General features: G+C 58.8%; 17 protein-coding genes. 11 read left to right on the plus strand and 6 right to left on the minus strand.

The genetic code is table 11. The features are described from left to right. Positions 1 to 550: 550 nt before the first annotated feature. The 5 genes from ACWFVE_RS07690 (at position 551) to ACWFVE_RS07710 (ending at position 4,334) form a co-directional block, all read left to right on the plus strand. Entirely contained in the window at positions 551 to 1,246 is a 696-nt protein-coding gene (locus tag ACWFVE_RS07690; RefSeq protein ID WP_447528690.1) for an aspartate/glutamate racemase family protein, read from the plus strand. 157 nt (positions 1,247 to 1,403) lie between these two features. After that, positions 1,404 to 1,772 carry a DoxX family protein gene (locus ACWFVE_RS07695; RefSeq protein ID WP_447528691.1) on the plus strand — a complete coding sequence of 123 codons (369 nt, stop codon included), beginning with the start codon at positions 1,404 to 1,406 and terminating at the stop codon, positions 1,770 to 1,772. A 223-nt stretch (positions 1,773 to 1,995) separates the two neighbouring features. Next, complete coding sequence (locus ACWFVE_RS07700; RefSeq protein WP_447528692.1) at positions 1,996 to 3,306, plus strand: S8 family serine peptidase; 1,311 nt, start codon at positions 1,996 to 1,998, stop codon at positions 3,304 to 3,306. A gap of 78 nt (positions 3,307 to 3,384) precedes the next feature. Further along, positions 3,385 to 3,624 (plus strand): hypothetical protein, encoded by a 240-nt coding sequence (locus ACWFVE_RS07705; protein ID WP_447528693.1) that lies wholly within the window; start codon positions 3,385 to 3,387, stop codon positions 3,622 to 3,624. Between the two features lie 86 nt (positions 3,625 to 3,710). Further along, a complete protein-coding gene (locus tag ACWFVE_RS07710; protein WP_447528694.1) occupies positions 3,711 to 4,334 on the plus strand; it encodes an NUDIX hydrolase in 624 nt (207 codons plus the stop codon). A 27-nt stretch (positions 4,335 to 4,361) separates the two neighbouring features. Here the strand turns inward: ACWFVE_RS07710 and ACWFVE_RS07715 are convergent, their stop codons facing one another. From ACWFVE_RS07715 to ACWFVE_RS07730, 4 genes are read right to left on the minus strand one after another with little or no spacing between them, the layout of a single operon-like run. Then, positions 4,362 to 5,123 carry an alpha/beta hydrolase gene (locus ACWFVE_RS07715; RefSeq protein WP_447528695.1) on the minus strand — a complete coding sequence of 254 codons (762 nt, stop codon included), beginning with the start codon at positions 5,121 to 5,123 and terminating at the stop codon, positions 4,362 to 4,364. A gap of 9 nt (positions 5,124 to 5,132) precedes the next feature. After that, on the minus strand, positions 5,133 to 6,377 hold the full coding sequence (kynU, locus tag ACWFVE_RS07720) for a kynureninase (protein WP_447528696.1): 1,245 nt from the start codon (positions 6,375 to 6,377) through the stop codon (positions 5,133 to 5,135). A gap of 55 nt (positions 6,378 to 6,432) precedes the next feature. Beyond that, entirely contained in the window at positions 6,433 to 7,266 is an 834-nt protein-coding gene (gene kynA / locus ACWFVE_RS07725) for a tryptophan 2,3-dioxygenase (protein WP_447528697.1), read from the minus strand. Continuing rightward, on the minus strand, positions 7,263 to 8,726 hold the full coding sequence (locus tag ACWFVE_RS07730; RefSeq protein WP_447528698.1) for a M20 family metallopeptidase: 1,464 nt from the start codon (positions 8,724 to 8,726) through the stop codon (positions 7,263 to 7,265). Before ACWFVE_RS07730 ends, kynA begins: the two co-directional genes overlap by 4 nt. A gap of 158 nt (positions 8,727 to 8,884) precedes the next feature. Here ACWFVE_RS07730 and ACWFVE_RS07735 point away from each other — a divergent pair, with 158 nt between their 5' ends. After that, positions 8,885 to 9,808, plus strand: a complete 924-nt coding sequence (locus tag ACWFVE_RS07735) for a LysR family transcriptional regulator (RefSeq protein WP_447528699.1) — start codon at positions 8,885 to 8,887, stop codon at positions 9,806 to 9,808. 33 nt (positions 9,809 to 9,841) lie between these two features. Here ACWFVE_RS07735 and ACWFVE_RS07740 read toward each other — a convergent pair whose 3' ends face one another. Beyond that, entirely contained in the window at positions 9,842 to 11,269 is a 1,428-nt protein-coding gene (locus ACWFVE_RS07740) for a YfcC family protein (RefSeq protein ID WP_447528700.1), read from the minus strand. Positions 11,270 to 11,676: 407 nt separating this feature from the next. On the opposite strand from ACWFVE_RS07740, the gene ACWFVE_RS07745 reads away from it, so the two are divergent. The 4 genes from ACWFVE_RS07745 to ACWFVE_RS07760 all read left to right on the plus strand — a co-directional run bounded on the left by ACWFVE_RS07745 (position 11,677) and on the right by ACWFVE_RS07760 (position 16,288). After that, the gene (locus ACWFVE_RS07745; RefSeq protein ID WP_447528701.1) at positions 11,677 to 12,111 is read left to right on the plus strand and encodes a DUF2784 domain-containing protein; all 435 of its coding nucleotides are present in this window, start codon (positions 11,677 to 11,679) and stop codon (positions 12,109 to 12,111) included. Positions 12,112 to 12,153: 42 nt separating this feature from the next. Next, entirely contained in the window at positions 12,154 to 13,473 is a 1,320-nt protein-coding gene (locus ACWFVE_RS07750) for a DUF945 family protein (RefSeq protein ID WP_447528702.1), read from the plus strand. 238 nt (positions 13,474 to 13,711) lie between these two features. Continuing rightward, positions 13,712 to 14,305, plus strand: a complete 594-nt coding sequence (locus ACWFVE_RS07755) for a LemA family protein (RefSeq protein ID WP_447528703.1) — start codon at positions 13,712 to 13,714, stop codon at positions 14,303 to 14,305. A gap of 24 nt (positions 14,306 to 14,329) precedes the next feature. Then, the gene (locus ACWFVE_RS07760) at positions 14,330 to 16,288 is read left to right on the plus strand and encodes a M48 family metallopeptidase (protein ID WP_447528704.1); all 1,959 of its coding nucleotides are present in this window, start codon (positions 14,330 to 14,332) and stop codon (positions 16,286 to 16,288) included. 54 nt (positions 16,289 to 16,342) lie between these two features. On the opposite strand, the gene ACWFVE_RS07765 is transcribed toward ACWFVE_RS07760, so the two are convergent. Next, on the minus strand, positions 16,343 to 17,044 hold the full coding sequence (locus tag ACWFVE_RS07765; RefSeq protein WP_447528705.1) for an FMN-dependent NADH-azoreductase: 702 nt from the start codon (positions 17,042 to 17,044) through the stop codon (positions 16,343 to 16,345). A gap of 120 nt (positions 17,045 to 17,164) precedes the next feature. On the opposite strand from ACWFVE_RS07765, the gene ACWFVE_RS07770 reads away from it, so the two are divergent. Next, positions 17,165 to 18,070 (plus strand): LysR substrate-binding domain-containing protein, encoded by a 906-nt coding sequence (locus tag ACWFVE_RS07770; protein ID WP_447528706.1) that lies wholly within the window; start codon positions 17,165 to 17,167, stop codon positions 18,068 to 18,070. Positions 18,071 to 18,148 lie beyond the last annotated feature (78 nt).

The following is an 18,148-nucleotide window of genomic DNA, read 5'->3' on the forward strand; positions in this document are numbered from 1 at the left end:
TCAACGATAACAGTAGCTATCGGCAAGTCGAATCAGCTCTTGAATCCGCACGTTAAAAAAGCGTTGTCGAGTAACCTAAGGTCTACAGCCCACCCTATGACATTCATGCCGGCAGGAGCACGAGGTAGCCAGCTCTGTCGTGATTACCGGCTGGAAATGAAGACAACGGTGAAGCCAGTTCGGTGAATGCCTAACTGGCTGATGACATGGCCTATCACCATTTGCTAATTTACTGAGTAAAATAATTGCTTATAGGGCAGGGCAACCCGATAAGCGTGAACATGGTGGATCGTAGAGGCGGTGCTGGCATGAAAACCCTCTCCGCCCTGAGCCGGGTGTGCTGGAAAACTCAACGTGTCCGTGAATTACGTGTACGCAGTCAATTTGAAGTTTGAAATCAGTAATGCTCAACATCCAGGGTGGATTTTATAGGCAGTACTTTTTGGATAAACGTGCAAGCACGTTTACTGGATCAAATATTGGGCCGTCTGATACCTTTAAGGATTTTCTCACCGTAGCCAATAGGATTTAAAACAAAGGAGTATGTGAGTTGAAGAAAATTGGATTAGTGGGTGGGCTAGGCTGGGTGTCTACACTCGAGTATTACAAACATATAAATATTTTGACCAATCAAGAATGTGGTGGCCACAAAAGTGCCCACCTCTTAATCGAAAGCCTTGACGAGGGATTGTTTCTCGAAAATCAAAATAACGATCCAACAGAAAAGTTGTGCGAGAAAATGATTCTCGACGCTGTAGAGGTGCTTGTTTCAGGAGGCGCGGAGGTGGTTGCGTTATGCGCGAATGGGTTACACCGTTTTATGTGTTCTATAAAAGCCAGGTATGACGTCGAATTGGTGGATATTAGAGATGCAACTGCTAAATCCGTTCAAAGAATGGGGTTGGATCGTGTGGGTCTTATGGGCGTACAAAAAACCATGGAAACAGAGTTCTATAAAGGTGTTCTTCAAAGCTCTGGCATTGAAACCATAGTGCCCGGGCCGTCCTCTAGAAAGTACGTTCATCAGAAAATCGTATCTGAATTAGTGCTAAATGAATTCAGTGAAGCAACAAGGCATGGTTTTTTATCCGTCATAGACGAATTGGTTGAGCAAGAGGCGCAAGGTATAATTCTAGGTTGTACTGAAATCCCATTGTTAATAAAAAATTCAAAGTATAAGGGTGTTCCTTTGTTTTCAACGACGGAAATTCATTGCCGTGAGATAGTGGAAAGAGCACTCCATTAGTATCGTCCTTACGAGGTTTTAAGACGGGCTTCCAAAGCGGGGTGCTATAATTCTTAATTGAATGGGGTGGTGAGCGTGTTTATAGCCGCTTGATCGGTAGCGGGTGGCCGTCCTCGAAGATATCGACTTACGAACGAATCGATCCAAAGAGCCGCTCATGCCTGCCATTCCTATTATTATCATCTCATTGTTCTTCTTTCTCGGCGGCGTCGCGCATTTCGTACTGACCGATATCTTCGTTCTGGCCATGCCGGATTATCTGGGCTATCACCGCGAGCTGGTGTTGATCAGCGGCGTGTTCGAGCTTTTGGGCAGTATCGGCATTCTGGTTTCTCGAACTCGGCGGCTGGCAGGTTGGGGGCTAATCGCGCTGATGGTGGCGGTGTTTCCCGCCAATGTGCATATGGCGCTGCACCCCGAGCAATTTCCGGCCATTCCCCTGTGGCTTTTGTATCTTCGCTTGCCGCTGCAGGCGCTGTTCATCGGCTTCGTCTGGTGGTCCATCCGCCGAAAGAGCGTCGAATGAAGGACGTCTGTTTCTTTGCGTATTTCGAAGAGAAATGACCGTTCAGCTGTGAGCGCAAATGAAATCGTTCTGGCATGAACAGACACATGCATTAGGCTGAAAGCATGAGGCATTTCATCGCTTCCAGCCCTTATGCAGCTTTCTGGAACCTTGATCGGCCTCTTAAGGCGGCCCGGGGCCCTCGGGGCGCCCACCTGCAACGTGCCATCAGGAATAGATCACCATGGCGACGAAATCGAAAGGTAACGGCGGCGGGAAATCCACTAACACGAATGCCCCGATAAGATCGATCGCTTGCGGGTCGGAACGGCTGCTGATGGCCGCGCTCGAGCGAGGCGGCAATTGCCTGGAAACCGGCCGGTACCTGGTGAGCTATCGCGAGGGGATGCTGGATGAAGGGATCAAGGTGCTGAAGGATCAGCAGTTTCGCGTAGCCGATGCGCGGGATTTCAGCGAACAGGTGGCCAACCTGGAAGAGGCGGGCGATGCGGAAGTGATGGTGTTTCCCGAGCTGGGCGTGGCGCTATTGGGTGGCGATGCGCTAGAGCTGCGGGAGATGCGCAGCGACGACAAGCTGTTCGCCCAGAGCGCCATCGCATCGATCGAACCGGAGTACTTCACGTTTTCGGAAAGCGCCGAGTATCTGCGGGGCTTTCTACGCGCGGCCAATGCCATCGCCGAGGACCTGGGTCAGCTCGACGAACAGGGCAGCCAGCCCTTCGAGCCGGGCGCCGATGAAGTTACCTGGGGGGTGGCGCAGTGCCGCGTGCCCCAGAGTGCCTGGACCGGTGCCGGCATCAAGGTGGCGGTGCTCGATACCGGCATCGACCCGGGGCATCCGGATTTTGCCGGCCGCTCGATGTTCGGGCGCTCCTTCGTCGGTGAACCCGTGCAGGATCTTCACGGCCACGGTACGCACTGTATCGGCACCGCGTGCGGGCCCCGCGCGATGAATGGGCGTACACCCGCTTACGGCGTGGCCTCGGCCGCCGAGATCTACGCCGGCAAGGTGCTGACCAACTCCGGAGGCAGCGCCGGGGGGAGCGTGCTCTCGGGGATGAACTGGGCCGTCGCCAACCGCTGCGAGGTGATCTCCATGTCGCTGGGCGGTCAAAGCCCGGTGCAAACGGCGTTCACCCGTGCCGGGCAAGCCGCGCTACAAAGCGGCTGCCTGCCCATTGCCGCGTCGGGTAACGAAGGGGCGCGTACCGGCTCCCCGGCCAATTCGCCGACCATCATGTCGGTGGCCTCGCTGGACCCGAACCTCGCTCGTTCCAACTTTTCCAACTTCGGTAAGGTCGAGATTGCCGCCCCGGGGCGGGACGTGTTCTCCGCCTGGCCTCGGCCCCAGAATTACCGCACCATTAGTGGCACCAGTATGGCCACGCCTCACGTGGCGGGCTGCGCCGCGCTCTGGGCGCAGTCGGATGCCTCGCTTCGCGGAACCGAGCTATGGCAGCGGCTGGTCGCCTCGGCGCGGCGTTTGTCCGGCTCGCAAGCTTACGTTGGTGCGGGGCTGGTGCAGGCGCCCTGAATGCAGGGATAATGACGAATACAAGAGCCACGGCGGCCGCGCTCGGCGCGGCCGCTTACGTAGTGCCGGGAGGTCACGATGCAAAAAGTCGAGTTCTGGATCGTTACGCTGTCGAGTGAGTACTCGATGAGTGATATGGCGACCCATTTGCAAGAACAGGGGCTTCAAATCAAGGAGCAGTTGGATGCAATTGGCTGTATCACCGGCGAGGCGGACAGCGCCGCGGCGGAGCGTATTCGCTGCCTGGAGGGCGTGATCGATATCGCCCCGGATACGCCGCTGAATATCGGCCCGCCGGACGCCGACCAGACCTGGTGAAAATACCTCGACCAAGACTTAACCCGCTAGACTGATGGCACGCCACTTTTGCAGACAGACACGTCAGACAGACACGGATGACCGCCATGACCCACGACTGGCTCGCCTTCGCCAAGTCCCTTCGCTCGATCGCCCAGACCGGGCAGACCTACACCACCAACAAGTACGAGCTGGAGCGCTACCGGCAGCTCGAGACGCTGACCAACCAGATGTTTGCCGTATTGGGTGATGTGCCCGTCGAGAAGGTCGAAAACCTGATCATCCCGGACAAGGGCTACGCCACGCCCAAGGTGGACGTGCGCGGCGCGGTGTTCGATGAAAAAGGCCGGGTGCTGCTGGTGCGCGAAATCAAGGATGGCCTTTGGACGCTGCCCGGCGGCTGGGCGGATGTGAACGAAGGCCCGAGCGAAGGCGTACTCAAGGAAATCTTCGAGGAGTCCGGGTATCGAGCGAGCAACCCGCGCCTTGCCATGCTCAAGGATCGAAGCCTGCACCCCTACGCTTACTACTCGCCGGATCACATCTATAAGCTGTTCTACGTATGCACGTTAGAAGGCGGCGCATTCGTGGCCAATAACGAAACCGATGCGGCGGCGTTTTTCCCTCTCGATGATTTGCCGCCGCTTTCCGAAGGGCGCACCTTGCCCACCGATATTCATGAGTGCTGGACGTTTGCCGAATCCGGCGCGCCGGGGATCTACAGCGACTAACCCGCGCGCCCATTCCTGGCGTTGGTGCTAAAGCTTTTCCAACACGTCGAAGTGATCGCACCCGGCGATATCGTTTCGCGTGACCTCTACGCCCGCCGCCTCCAGTGCGGCGACGAAATTGGCGGCCTGCTGGTGAAATGCGGGCGGGTCGTTTTCGGCAATCACCACTTGGCAGGGCGGTAGCCCGCTTAGCGGGCCAAACTGAGGGCTGAGCGCCCGCGCCTGGGCGTGGCTCAGGTCAAGCGGGGCATTCACGTAGGTATCGACCAGCGGTGTCAGATCAAAAACGCCGCTGACCAGCACCAGCTCATCGATGGGAACGCCGCTGCGGGCGGCCACCCAGTAAGCCAGTTGGGCACCAGCGCTATGTCCGCCCAGGGTGATCGACCAGGTCCCGCCGCTTTCTGCAAGCCCTTGATACGCGGCCTCCAGGCCTTGAATACACTGCTCGATCATCGCCTCGATAGTGGCGCCGGGCGCCAGCTCATAGCTGATCGAGGCAAACGCCATGCCCCGGGCCAGGTAACGGTGAGCGAGAAAGTCCGTGGCCGTGTTGTCGAGCTCCTGCCAGTAGCCACCGTGAATGAATACCATCAACGGCCAGGGGCCTTCGCCCTGGGGGAGGAAGAGGTTGAAACACGCCGCGGGGGAGTTGCCTGGGCTGATCGTCACCGGACGGTGATGGGCTGAGAGCTCGCGCCCGGCGGCGGCCTGACGGGCGAGGGTGGCTTCGAAATCCCGCGCGAAGTGGCTCGGGGAATAGGCAGTATCCTGGCGTGTCTTACTCATGTCGTTCTCTCAGGTAACGGCGCCGCGCACGTGAAACTGCGGGTCCTTGTACTCACCGCTTTCGACCACGTCGCGAAACTGGCCGGCAGCTTGCCATACGTCTTCATAGCTTAGGTAAAGCGGAGTGAAGCCAAAGCGCATCAGGCCGGGCTCGCGGTAGTCGCCGATCACACCGCGGGCAATGAGCGCCTGTACGATGGCGTAGCCGTTTTCAGTATCGATCAACGAGATCTGGCTGCCGCGGCTTGCGGCCTCAGGGGTAATGTCATCGATGCCGTGGGCCTTAAAAAGATCGCCCAGACATTCACGAAACAGGTCCGTCATCGCGAGACTTTTTTCGCGCAGAGCCTGCATGTCGACATCATTCCAAAGCGCCAGCGAGGCCTCGAGCGCCGAATAGGCAAGGGCCGAGTGGGTGCCGGTACGAAAGCGCGATATGCCCCCGGCGGGGGTGTAGTCGGTTGCGAACTTGAAGGGCTCTGCGTGGCCGTGCCAGCCGGAAAGCGGCTGCCAGCCACCATCCTGAATGTCGCCTCTGACGTAAACGAAGGCCGGCGCGCCCGGGCCGCCATTCAAGTATTTGTAGGTACAACCGACCGCGAAGCGCGCACCGGTTTCGTTAAGCTCGACGGGCAAGGCCCCGGCGGAGTGGGCGAGATCCCAGATGACCTCGGCGCCCTGGGCGTGGATGAGCTTCGTCGTTGCGGCCATGTCGCGCAGCTTGCCGGTACGGTAGTTCGCCTGGCTAAGTACGACCACCGCCACCCCCTCGAGGTGCTCGGCAAGGTCCGCATTTTCGGGGAGAAAGCGGTGCTCGAGGCCACTCACCTGGCAAAACCCCTGGGCGATGTAGCCGTCGGCCGGGAAGTTGCTCTCCTCGGAAAGCACCGCCTGGCGTGTCGCCGGGGCTTGCCTGGTGATATAGCCCAGCAATTTGAAAATATTGAGCGTGATATTGTCGGTGACGATCACTTCATTTTGGCTGGCGCCGATGACCGGGGCCAGTAGGTTACCCAGGCGCTCCGGGGCGTCGAACCACCCCTGGTTCCAGCCCTTGATCAGCTCGTCGCGCCATTGATCGAGCGTATCGCCCACGGCTTTTCTGGCCGCCTGTGGCTGGGCGCCTAGCGAGTTGCCGTCAAGGTACAGCATGCCCTCGGGTAGAGCGAAGTGCCCCTTGAAGGCGGCCAGCGGGTCGTTGCGATCGCGCTCTTGTACACTTTGCAGGCTTACACCGTTATAGCTATCACTCATGACACATCTCCTGCTAAATCGAATAGCGCTTCTTTCAAGGCTTTCGCCTTCGGAGTCAGATCGTGGTTCTAACGCTCCAAAGCTCGGGGAAGAACTGCAAATCCAGCGCCTTGACGAGATAATTGACGCCTGCAGTGCCGCCGGTACCGCGCCGGTAGCCGATAATGCGCTCCACGGTTTTCATATGGCTGAAGCGCCAGCGCTGGAAGTTGAATTCTACGTCCACCAGCTTTTCGGCCAGCTCGTAAAGGTCCCAGTACTGCTCGCTTTGGCGATAGATCTCGGTCCAGACTTTTTCGACGTCCGGACTCGCCTGGTAGGGCACGCTCCAGTCACGCTCGATTTTATCCGCCGGTATGGCGAAGCCGCGCCGCGCTAAAAGCTGCAAAACGACATCGTAAATGCTCGGCGCGTGAAGCGCGTCCTGCAGCTTTTGGTAGTGTTTGGGTCTGGCGCGGTGCGCCTCGATCATTTTGGCGTTCTTGTTACCCAGCAAGAATTCGATTTCACGGTACTGGTAGGACTGAAATCCGGAGCTTTGGCCGAGGCTGTCGCGAAAACTCGCGTAGTCCGCCGGGGTCATGGTGACCAGCACTTCCCAGGCCTTGATCAGTTGCTCTTGAATACGCGCGACCCGGCTGAGCATTTTGAAAGCGGGCGACAGATTGTCCTGGGCGATGTGCGCCGCGGCGCCCTGGGCTTCGTGCAGGCAAAGCTTGATCCAGAGCTCGGACACCTGGTGAATCACGATGAACAACAGCTCGTCGTGCTCATCGGATGCCGGGTTCTGGCAAGCCAGCAGTGCTTCCAGGTCCAGGTACTGGCCGTAGCTTATGTCCTGGTCCCAATGAATGGCTTCGTTATCGACAGCGTTTTTAGACGTGGTCATGAGGTTGTCGCCTTGGCAGCGGTGAGTGATTGCGCCTCGGGTTCGCCCAAATCCCAAAAGACCCCCACGGCCATTTTGAGCCCTTGCTCGACGATGGTTTCCAACAGGTGCTCGTTCGGCGCGTGCTGATTACAGGAAGGGTAGGAGTGGGGCAGCCATACCGTGGGCAGCGTTAGCACGTCGGCAAAGCAGTGGTTAGGAATGGTGCCGCCCAGGTTGGGAAGAATATGAATGGGCTCGTTCAAGGTCTGCTCGGCGGATTTGGCGACGAAGCCGACCCAAGGGTGGTCGGCGTCCAAGCGGGTGGCGGCGTAACCGCCGAGCATTTCAAGGGCCACCTCTTCGAATCCGTGCATGTCCAGGTGCTGGCGTAGACGGTCTTCGATCGCTTTCCAATCGGTGCCTTTCACAAAGCGCAGCTGTAACACCGCCTCGGCAAGTTCCGGAATCGCGCCCACCGGTTTATCCGTACGCCCGGCGCTCAGCCCCAGAATCTCCAGCGTGTTGGCGCCGTACAAGCGCTCGCCGCCGCTGAGCGCGCGCTCACCCCAGCAGGGGTTGATAACGGGGTCGAGGGCGCCGCCGCCGACCGGCAAATGGCGGATCAGCTTGCCCACACCATCGGTAATGGCTGGCGCTTTCATGAAGTCGGCGAGCACTTCGCCCTTTTGTGATACAAGCGTGGCCAGGGCGTTACTCAGCACCACCGCGGGGTTGGTGATGACCCCGCCCCAGTTACCCGAGTGGCGCCCCCCGTTGCCGGTGTTGAGCGACAGCTTGAACTGGAGCACCCCGCGCGAGCCCAGAAAGAGTGTGGGCATGTCGTCGCGAATACGCGGGCCGTCCGAGGCGAGAAAAAGGTCCGACTTGAGCGCATCACGGTAAAGGCGGCAGGTCTCCTCGAGCCCCGGCGAGCCGATCTCTTCGCTCATTTCAAAGAGTATTTTGACGTTGTAACCAAGCTTGCCCTGCCGCGCCTTGAGGGTCGCTTCAAGTGCGGTCAGGTTGACGCTATGCTGGCCCTTGTTGTCCGCCGAGCCGCGGCCATAAATGTGGCCATCGATAAATGTCAGCGCCCAGGGGTCGATGTCGCTGGACCACTGCGTTTCTTGACCGTCGGTCACATCGCCGTGCCCGTAGAGCAGAAGCGTCGAGAGCGACGCATCCTCGATACGCTCGCCGATTAGCAGCGGCGGCATGCCCTCTTTGGGGTTATCGATCACGCGGCAGGTGAAGCCAAGCCCGCTCAAGAAGGGCTCGATCTCGTCATCCAGGTAGCGCTCGAGCATCTTTTTACATTCGGCGTTCTGGCTCACCGTGCGCATGGCGACTCGCCGCGCCAGAGTTTTGTAAAAGTTGCCGTTCGAGAGCTCTTCCAGGGCCAAGTGGATGGCATCTTGCCGGTTCGAGCAGGCGCTCGTTTTGGCAGGTTGTTGCTCAATCGAGTGCGCAATCGTCATGGCGGGCCTCGGCTAAAGGGGCAAGTAAGTACGAGAAGCCTAGTGCTTGCTCCGATTTGCCACAATTATTAATATATCAAGTTATATTTATGTTAATTAGAAACCATTAGTGCCTTGCCAGGCGCGTTCTCATAATGGGCGATGACCCAGGAGTGGCCATGCTGGAACTCAACTTACGCTACTTTCAAAGCGTGGCTAAAACCGGCTCGCTTTCCGCGGCGGCGGAAGAGCTGCACGTGGCGGTATCGGCAGTTAGCCGCCAGATCACCAACCTGGAGCAGCGCCTGGAGCTAAAGCTCTTTATCCGCCAGCCCCGGGGGATGGCGCTGACCGAAGCGGGGAAGCTGCTTCAAGCCTACGCACTGCGTAATCAGTTGGAGCTCGAAAGCGTGGTCGACGAGATGCGCAGCGCCACCACCCGCCAGCGCCAAACGATTAGCGTGGCCTGTCCGGACGGCATGGCGTGGCACTTTCTGCCCAGCGTGATTGCCCGCTTTATCGGCGAGCATCCCGAGATCGGCTTCGATCTTCAGGTGGTCGAATCCGCGCGCGCCTCGGAGCTGGTCAAGCAAGGCAGCGTGGATATCGCGCTGACCTTCAGCCTGTCGGTGGATATTGGCGTGCAGGTGGTATCGAGTCACAGCGCGGCGATTAGCGCGCTGATGTCTGCCCAACACCCTTTGGCGCAGAAGCCCTCGCTCCAGGTAAAGGATTTGAGCGACTACCCGCTGACCATGTCGGTCACAGGCTCGACGGTGCGCCATCTGTTCGACGTCGCGTGCAGTCTGGCCGGTGTCAAGCTTCACCCAAGCGTTGCCTGTAATACCCTGGGCGTCACCTGCACGATGGTCAGCGAGCATCCGGGCATGATCGGGCTTTGCAGTGCGGTGTCGGTCAGTGGTCGAACCCAGGAAGAGGGCTTGGTGCTAAGGCCGTTCGAGGAGCCCCAGCTTTCACAGCGAAGTCTTCAGGTACAGGTCATGGCCGAGCGCCAGCTTCCGGAGCACATCGAAACGTTTTTGCGGTTTTTGGAAGAGCAGCTGGCAAAGGCGGGGGAAACACCTTCGCCGGGGCTTACCTGACGAAGGTGTTTTAGGGGTAGGCAGGCGCTTGCGTTAAAACGGACCGTAGTCGATGGCCACGGCCACGCCCACGAAGAGCGCCCCGGTCACGACCCAAAGCGACACCAGCGGCAGGACGAACTTGAACCACTCCACGTAGGAGACCCGAGCGATCGCCAAACACGCCATCAGTGTGCCGGAAAGCGGCGTGACGATATTGGTGACCGCATCGCCCAGCTTGAAGGTGATGAACGTGGCCTGACGGGTCACTTCGAGCATGTCGCCGATGGGCACCATGATCGGCATCACGATCGCCGCCTGGCCGGTGCCCGAGGTGATCAAGCCGTTGAACAGCAGGTTGAAGCCATAGAGAAGTTCCATCGCGACGACCTTGCCGTGGCCATCCAGCGAGGTCGCCACGCTATGCACGATGGTATCGATTAGCTCCGCCTGCCTGAGCAGCACGATCACCGCCGCGGCCACCCCGATGACCAGCGCCCCGTAAAGTACCTCGCCGGCGCCGGCCATCAATCGCTTGATAAAGGCGTTGGGCGAGATTCGGGCGATCACCGCGGTGAGCACACCCATCATCAAAAAGGTCGCGGAGAGCTCGGGAATGCTCCAGCCGTGGTTGAACGCGCCAAAAATGAAAAAGCCGAAGCCGAACACGAAAAGCGCCAGCACCAGCTTGTGGGTCAACGTAAAGGTGGTGGCCTCTTCGGGCTGCTGGCTATCCTGCGCCGCATCGACGAATTCCGCGCCCATTACGCTGGCCGCCGGGTCCGCTTTGACGCGCCTGGCGTAGCGGCAGATATAGGCGGCAGTCATGCCCAGAAAGACGACGAAAATCACCCCGCGATACACAAAGCCGGAAAACAGTGGAAGCTCGGCGATGGTTTGGCCGGTCACCGTCACGGTGGGATCGAAAACGCCGGCACCGAAGCCGGCGTAGGAGCCCAAAAAGATGATCGCCACGCCGACCACCGGGTCGAGTTTCATCGAGCGGGCCAAATAGAGTCCGATGGGAATAAAGGCGATGGCCAGGTTGGCGCCCACACCGACGGAGGCAAGGGTGGCGAAGGTGGCGCAGAAAATGAAAATAAGCACATTCTGGCGGCCTTTCGCCAGCGCGATCAGCCGGTGTATACCCGCACTGATCGCCCCGGTGGATTCGATCACCTTGAGCACGCCACCGACGATCAAAATCAGAAATATCAGCGTCGAGGCCGCCACCAGACCGTTATGCATGGCGGTGAACAGGTCCATCACGTTCAGCGAATCGGCACTGATATAGCGAAAGCTTTCGGTATCGACCTGGGTCAGGCCGTTTTCGACGGTTCTTTCATAGGTACCGGCAGGCACCACGTAAGAGGCGACGAGCACCAGCACCATAAAGCCAAATAAAATGATGAACACATCCGGCATGACGCGTTTTTTCTTGCCCCTGGCGCTTGCCTCGGTCGAACGCAACGTCTCTTTCATTTATCTCTCCGCTTCCAGCGTTGTGGTTTTAGTGTGCAGGCATGCTTCGGGGATTTTTAATTATCATTGCACGTAAGGGCGGCCCCCCCTGGCATCAGCCCTGCGTAGGTAGCCGAAAAGGCCAGCAGGCTAGACGCTAAAAGAGGGTAACCATTTACGTGCGGTTTATCCAAAAGGCCGTTAAACGGCGGGCGGTTGCGCCGCAGGTTGCCGAAAATCAAGCTACCAGGTAAGCCAAAGGGCGGCAATTGTGTATTTGACAAGCCTGCTTTCTGTTTTATGCAAGCGAGGCCTCTAAACCCTGCGCCGCTACTGGTCAACCCTCAACGTGAAACCTAAAAGCGCGTTAGCCGTCTCACAACATACTTCGCGTTCGGGCGCTCAACCGTAGGCTATAAAGGCTCGCTATGTCGTCTTCCGTTTATCTTTTACTGGCTGATGCCGTACTCATCGTTCACGTACTGTTCGTTGCGTTCGTGGTGGGCGGCTTACTGGCCGTTTACGTCGGGCGTTTGTTGGGCTGGCGCTGGGTGCGCAATCGCAGGTTCCGGCTCGTGCACCTGGGCGCGATTGGTTATGTGGCCGTTCAGGCCTGGCTTGGCCTCGTTTGCCCGCTTACCCGCCTGGAAATGGCGCTGCGCTTTGAAGCGAATCAAGCCACCTACGCGGGCGCCTTTATTCAGCACTGGCTGCAAAGCCTTATTTACTACACTGCGCCGGCCTGGGTCTTTGGGTTGGTGTACTCGGTTTTCGGCGCGCTGGTGCTGGCAAGCTGGTGGGCCGTACCGCCTAAAGGAAAACCCGCCGGCACACGGCAGGATTGTAATAATAATCATTATTAATTTAAGCTTAACCTTTATTAATACATAGGAAAGGACCTGGCTATGGCCGTAAGTTCGAAAACGGTAGGGATTGTCGCAGGCGCGGTCGTCGTGGTGGGGGTGGGCGGTTATCTGGGCGCTCAGGCGTTCGTGGGCAGCGAAGTAGAGAAGTCGCTGGAGCAGGCCTTTACAAGACTTGATGCCTCGCCCTCCTGGCGCGTCACCGATGTTCACATCGACAAGTCTTTGTTCGATACCCGCGCCACGGCGACGCTCGAGATGGTGGCTTACGAGGGCGTGACCGCCGATGTCGATTTATTGGTCGATCACGGCGTTTTTCAAAGCCCGGTGACCGGCACCATCCTGCCAAACGAAGCGCTGTTCAGCGGTGTCATCGACATCGATATGGTGGCCTCATTAAGCGGCGTAGAAGGGCAACTGAGCGCCGATACGCTTGGTCTTCTGGAGGCCGACGGCGAGATCAATGGCGCGGTCATGGATTTATCCTTCAATGACGAGCAGCGCTGGCGCTTCGACCTTCGAAGCGACGATATTCTGTTGACTGACCCGCCCACCGAGATGACCTACCGACTAATCTCGCCAAGCGCTACGATGGACGCGCGAGAGAGTGAGGAGGGTGTCCTTCGCCAGCGCCTGCACATACCGCGCCTTGAACTACTGACCCAAGGGGTGACGCTTTATATGGCGGATGTCGCGTTCGAGGCGGTTAACGAGCGTATCGATGATACCTCCTTGATGAACCAAAGTGCCTATTTGACGGTGGACGATATGGGCGTCGACGACACACCCATGGGCCGTTTCTCGCTCAATATGCCCGCGGAAAATCTGGACATGCAGGGCCTGCAGGACTTCTCAAAAGCCTACTTGCCGTTGGAGCAGATGCAGCAGACGCGGGAGGAGGACCCAAGCGCCGTGGACGAGGCGCGCTACCGCGAACATCTGATCGGCGCCATCGAAGGCGGCTATGAGATTTTGAATAAAAGCCCGACCCTGGCCATCGACCCGCTGGAAGCCCATATCGTGCTGCCGGAAATGGGCCTGGATTTCAAACCCCGCCTGACGGCGCAGATACGCTTCGATGGCGAGGGCCTTTCCAAACAGGCGCTTTATAGTGCGGTGAGGGATCGCGACTTGGCGTTGCCGGCGGCGGTAGACGAAGGAGCCGATACGCTAACCGAGGCGCAGGCCCTCGAGCAGCTTTTCGAACGCCTTTACATGAGCGTTAGCGTGAGCACACCCCCTGAAGAGGCCATGATGCTAATCCCCATGCCGTTTAGTTTCATGCTCGACCCGGCGCTCGAGCAGCAAACGCTGACGGTCGAGCGCGGCGAGGTCACCCTCAACGGCGAGACGTTGATGTAGTTTGATGATACCCGCCCGGGTGCCCCCGTCATCCACCTTCGATCTGGTGAAAACATGGGGTGCTCGGGGTGCCAGGCTTTCAGGACAATCCCCAAAACTATTATATGGATTTAAGTTTTTTACCTGCGCTTGCTAAGTAGTGCGATGATGCAATGACAGCAGCTCTTTTGGCATGCAAACGTCGCGCTTGGGCGTCGTCTTGCCGCCTCGTTTCAATCGACCAGGACAAGGATCCATCATGGTAGCCACTCTTATTATCGCGGCGATTATCGCGATCATCGTCTTTTACACCATCAGTGTTTATAACAAGCTCGTCTCGCTGCGCAATCGCTTTCAAAACGGCTTTGCGCAAATCGAAGTACAGCTCAAACGTCGCCACGACCTGATCCCCAACCTGGTGGAAACCGCGAAAGGTTACCTTTCCCACGAACGCGAGACCCTGGAGGCGGTCATCCAGGCGCGCAACTCGGCGGCGTCCGGGCTCCAGGCGGCGGCGGCCAACCCGGGAAGTAAAAAAGCCATGGCCGAGCTTGGCGGCGCGGAAGGGGCGCTTACCCAGGCGATGGGTCGGCTCAACGTGGTGATGGAAGCCTACCCGGACTTGAAAGCCTCCCAGAACATGCAGCAGCTCTCGGAAGAGCTGACCAGCACCGAGAACAAGGTCGCCTTTGCCCGCCAGTCGTTCAACGATGCCGTCATGAGCTACAACACCTACCGCCAAAGCTTCCCGCCGGTTGCGATAGCACCGATGGTCGGCCACGGCGAGGACGCCGCATTTTTGGAGTTCGAGGACAGCGCGCAGATCCAGTCCGCGCCCGAGGTATCGTTTTAAGGCGTTTTACAAGGATGATGATGCATGGATTTCTTCACGGCGCAGGACGACGCCCGGCGTAAAACCGGGCGGCTGGTCATATTATTGATAGCGGCCGTCATGGCCCTCATCGTCGTTACCACCCTGGTGGTTACGCTCGTTGTTTATTTCATGGGCGATCAGGGGACGGGTCAAACCGAGCTGACGGCTAATGGCTTGCTGGCGGCACTCTCACCTGAGCTAGTGGGTATGGTAGCGCTTGGCGTGGTTGCACTGGTGGGCTTTGGCGGGCTGTTCAAGCGCTTTCAACTGCGCCGCGGTGGTGGCCGGGTCGTCGCCGAATCGCTGGGCGGCAGGGAGATCGACCCCGCCACCGAGAACGCCAACGAGCGCCGTATTCTCAACGTGGTCGAAGAGATGGCAATTGCCTCGGGTACGCCGGTGCCGCCGGTGTATCTTTTACAAGAGGCGGGTATCAACGCCTTCGCCGCCGGGTTCGATACCCGCGATGCGGTGATCGGGATTACCCAAGGGGCAATCGATCATTTGAGCCGCGACGAGCTTCAGGGCGTCGTGGCTCACGAGTTCAGCCATATCCTGCACGGTGACATGCGTTTGAACATGCGCCTGATCAGCGTGCTTCACGGCGTGCTCTTGATTGGCCTGTTGGGCTATATCCTGCTGCGCAGCACAGCCTTTCGCGGGCGCTCCATGCAGCGTACTAACGACAATAATGGCAAAGCGGCGATTGTTTTAGTGGCCTTGGGCGCCGCGCTCATGGTGATCGGCTACGCGGGCACGTTTTTTGGCAACTGGATCAAGGCGGCAGTGAGCCGCCAGCGCGAGTATCTAGCCGATGCATCCGCGGTGCAGTACACGCGTAACCCACAGGGAATAGGCCACGCGCTGATCAAGATCGGCTCGAGCAGCCGCGGCTCGCAACTCGACACCGCCCAGGCAAGCGAGTATAGCCATCTGTTTTTTGGCCAGGGCTTGAAGGCTGGTTTTACGCGCTTGCTGGCCACCCACCCGCCGGTCGAAAAGCGCATCCGGCGCGTAATGCCAAGCTGGAACGGCGCCTTCGATGCGTCGTTGAGCGCACCCACCGCCGGCGGCGCTACCTCCGGGTCGGCCTCCTCCCGGGCTGCGGGCTTTACAGAGACCGGGCACGCGCAAAGCAGGGGCACGAGCATGACCGGCGCTTCGGCCCAGGCGGCCATTACGGCCATGGGCCAGCCGGGGCCGCGCCATCTTTCCCAGGCGCGTGCGACCCTCGATGCGCTGCCAGCGCGGATCAAAGCGGCCGCCCAGGACCCCTATGGGGTGCGGGCGCTGATGTACGGGCTGTTGCTGAGCCAGCAAAACCAGGTGCGCCAGGCGCAGCTCGAGCTTTTAAAGCAGTCCGCCCAGCCGGATGTCTACCGCGCGGTGATGAGCCACGCCGGTGAGATTCTGACCCTAAGAGACGAGCTTCGCTTGCCGCTGATGGAGCTTGCGCTGCCCGCGCTCAAGAGCCTTTCCGAGAGCCATGCAAACCGCTTTAGTGACTGTATCAAAGCGCTGGCCGAAGCCGATGGCCAGATTAGCCTGTTCGAGTGGACGCTTTATCACTGGCTGGTTCATCATCTGGGCCTGACCAAAAGCGCGGACGGCCCGGCCAATCGCAAGCTCACCGATTTACACAACGAGTGCCAAACCCTGCTTGGCGTATTGGCAAGCGCCGGGCAGGATGATACCTCGGCCATCGATGCGGCTCTCAGCGCCGCCGCCCAAGAGCTGCCTTTTGAGCTGGCTTTGAGCGCCAACGTCGATGACCGGCGTGCGCTAAGCCAGGCGGTGAGCCGGCTGCGCCGCCTGAAGCCGCAGCATAAATCGAAGCTCTTGCAGGCCATGGCTCGCTGTATCGAGCACAGTGGCGAGATTCGCCCGGCGGAAGCCGAGCTGTTTCGCGCCACGGCGGACATGTTGGGCGCCCCGGTACCGCCGCTACTCATCGAGCCCTGATCTGGCTAATGGGCCAACGGCCGGGTGTTATACCCGGCCGTGCGTCGGGTTTGGTCAGGCCGGTTCAGGTGCCGCCACTTTGCACAACTTTTCTTGCAGCGTATCGACCAGGCGCGCGACATTTTGCGTCGCCTCGGCAATCGATGCCGCCAATACCTCACCTCCCGCTTCCTGGCCCTCAATGGCAATGGTGTGAATGTGGGTAATACCCATGAATTCGAACGCCGTGGCCAAGTGGGTTTCAAGGTGGTTCATGTGCGCCATTTCTTCGCCTGACGCCATGTGCATTCCCCCTCTGGCCGCCAGTATGACCACATGGCGTTCGCGCTCGCTTAGTGTGCCGGTATAAGGGTCGAGCGGTTGGGTCGTGTCGATATCCACCGTTCGACCGGCCCTGATGGCCTGGTCGACCCACGCCTTGAGAGGGGCCGGCATGCCGAAGTTATAAAGCGGCGTACCGATCACCAAGAGGTCGGCGGCGATCAATTCATCGACCAGCTCATCGCTTTCCGCCAGCGCCTCGTTCATCCAGGGCTCGCGGCGCGCTTCAGGCGTAAAGGCGGACGCTATCCAGTCGTGGTCAATATAAGAGGGTGGGTAGAGCCCTAAATCGCGGTAGGTGACAACGTCTTGTGGCTGGCCACGTTGCCAGCGCTCGACGAACCGATGCGATAAATAGCGGCTATGAGAACCGCGAGGGTCGGTACCCGCGATGCCGGGCCGGGCGCTGATATCCATATGCAGAACGTGGGACATGAAGGGACTCCTTTTATGAATTGTGTTCATCTATGATTAACGACATAGCCAGCATAGGCCGGCGCTAATAAGCCGGAAAAACGACCTTTTTGTTCAGCAACAGATGAGATGAATTCATCCATGAGGAAACGTCGTTTACCCTCGTTATCCGCGCTTCGGGCCTTTGAAGCTGCGGCCCGGCACGAAAGCGCCAAGCAGGCGGCACTGGAGCTTTCGGTCACGGCGACCGCAATCAGTCACCAGATACGCATTTTGGAAGAGGCGCTGGGTATGGCGCTGTTTGTGCGCAAGCCAAGAAAGCTCGAGTTGACGCCCCGCGGCCGCGCGTTGTATCAGGTTTTGGAGTCGTCCTTCGATGCCATCAGCCATACGATCGAGCGGCTAAGATCCATACCCGAGCGCCAGGCCATCACCCTGACCACGACCCCGGTGGTCGCCGTGCGCTGGCTACTTCCCTGGATCTACCAACTGCGTGCGTCCAGCCCGGATATCGATCTGCGTCTGCATGCTTCTCACGAGCCCGTGGCCCTGGATGGCATAACCGCGGATATCGCCATTCGCCACGGCGACGGGCGCTGGCCGGGGCTAATGGCCAAAAAGCTGTTCGATACTACCTTGCTGCCGGCCTGCAGCCCGGCCCTTGCCCGGCGTCTGCAAGCGGACATAGCGGCGTACCCGCTGATTCACTTTCGACCCCAGGGCGTTATCGTATCGCCCATGGACTGGCCCGGTTATCAGAAGAAAATCGGTATGAAAGAGCTGGATATTGTCGCCGGGCTGGCGTTTTCCGACGAAAGCCACGCCATTTCAGCCGCCGTGGCTGGCCAGGGCGTGATTCTGATGAATCGTCAGTTGATCGAAGAGGAACTGGCCGAGGGGCGCCTGGTTCAGCCCTTTGGCGAGGAGCTTGAAGATCGGGCGTACTTCCTGGTTTATCCGGAAAGCCGCCGTCTTGATCCGGCCCTATTAGCCGTTATCGAATGGGTTATGGCGGTGTCACAGGAGGCGGCTCGAATACCGAAGTAAGACCCAAATTTTATACCGTTATATTGTTTAGGCCATCCGAACATACGACGTCTTACCTTGCGCCTTTACTGAAAAAGG

The organism is Vreelandella mediterranea, from assembly GCF_970647075.1.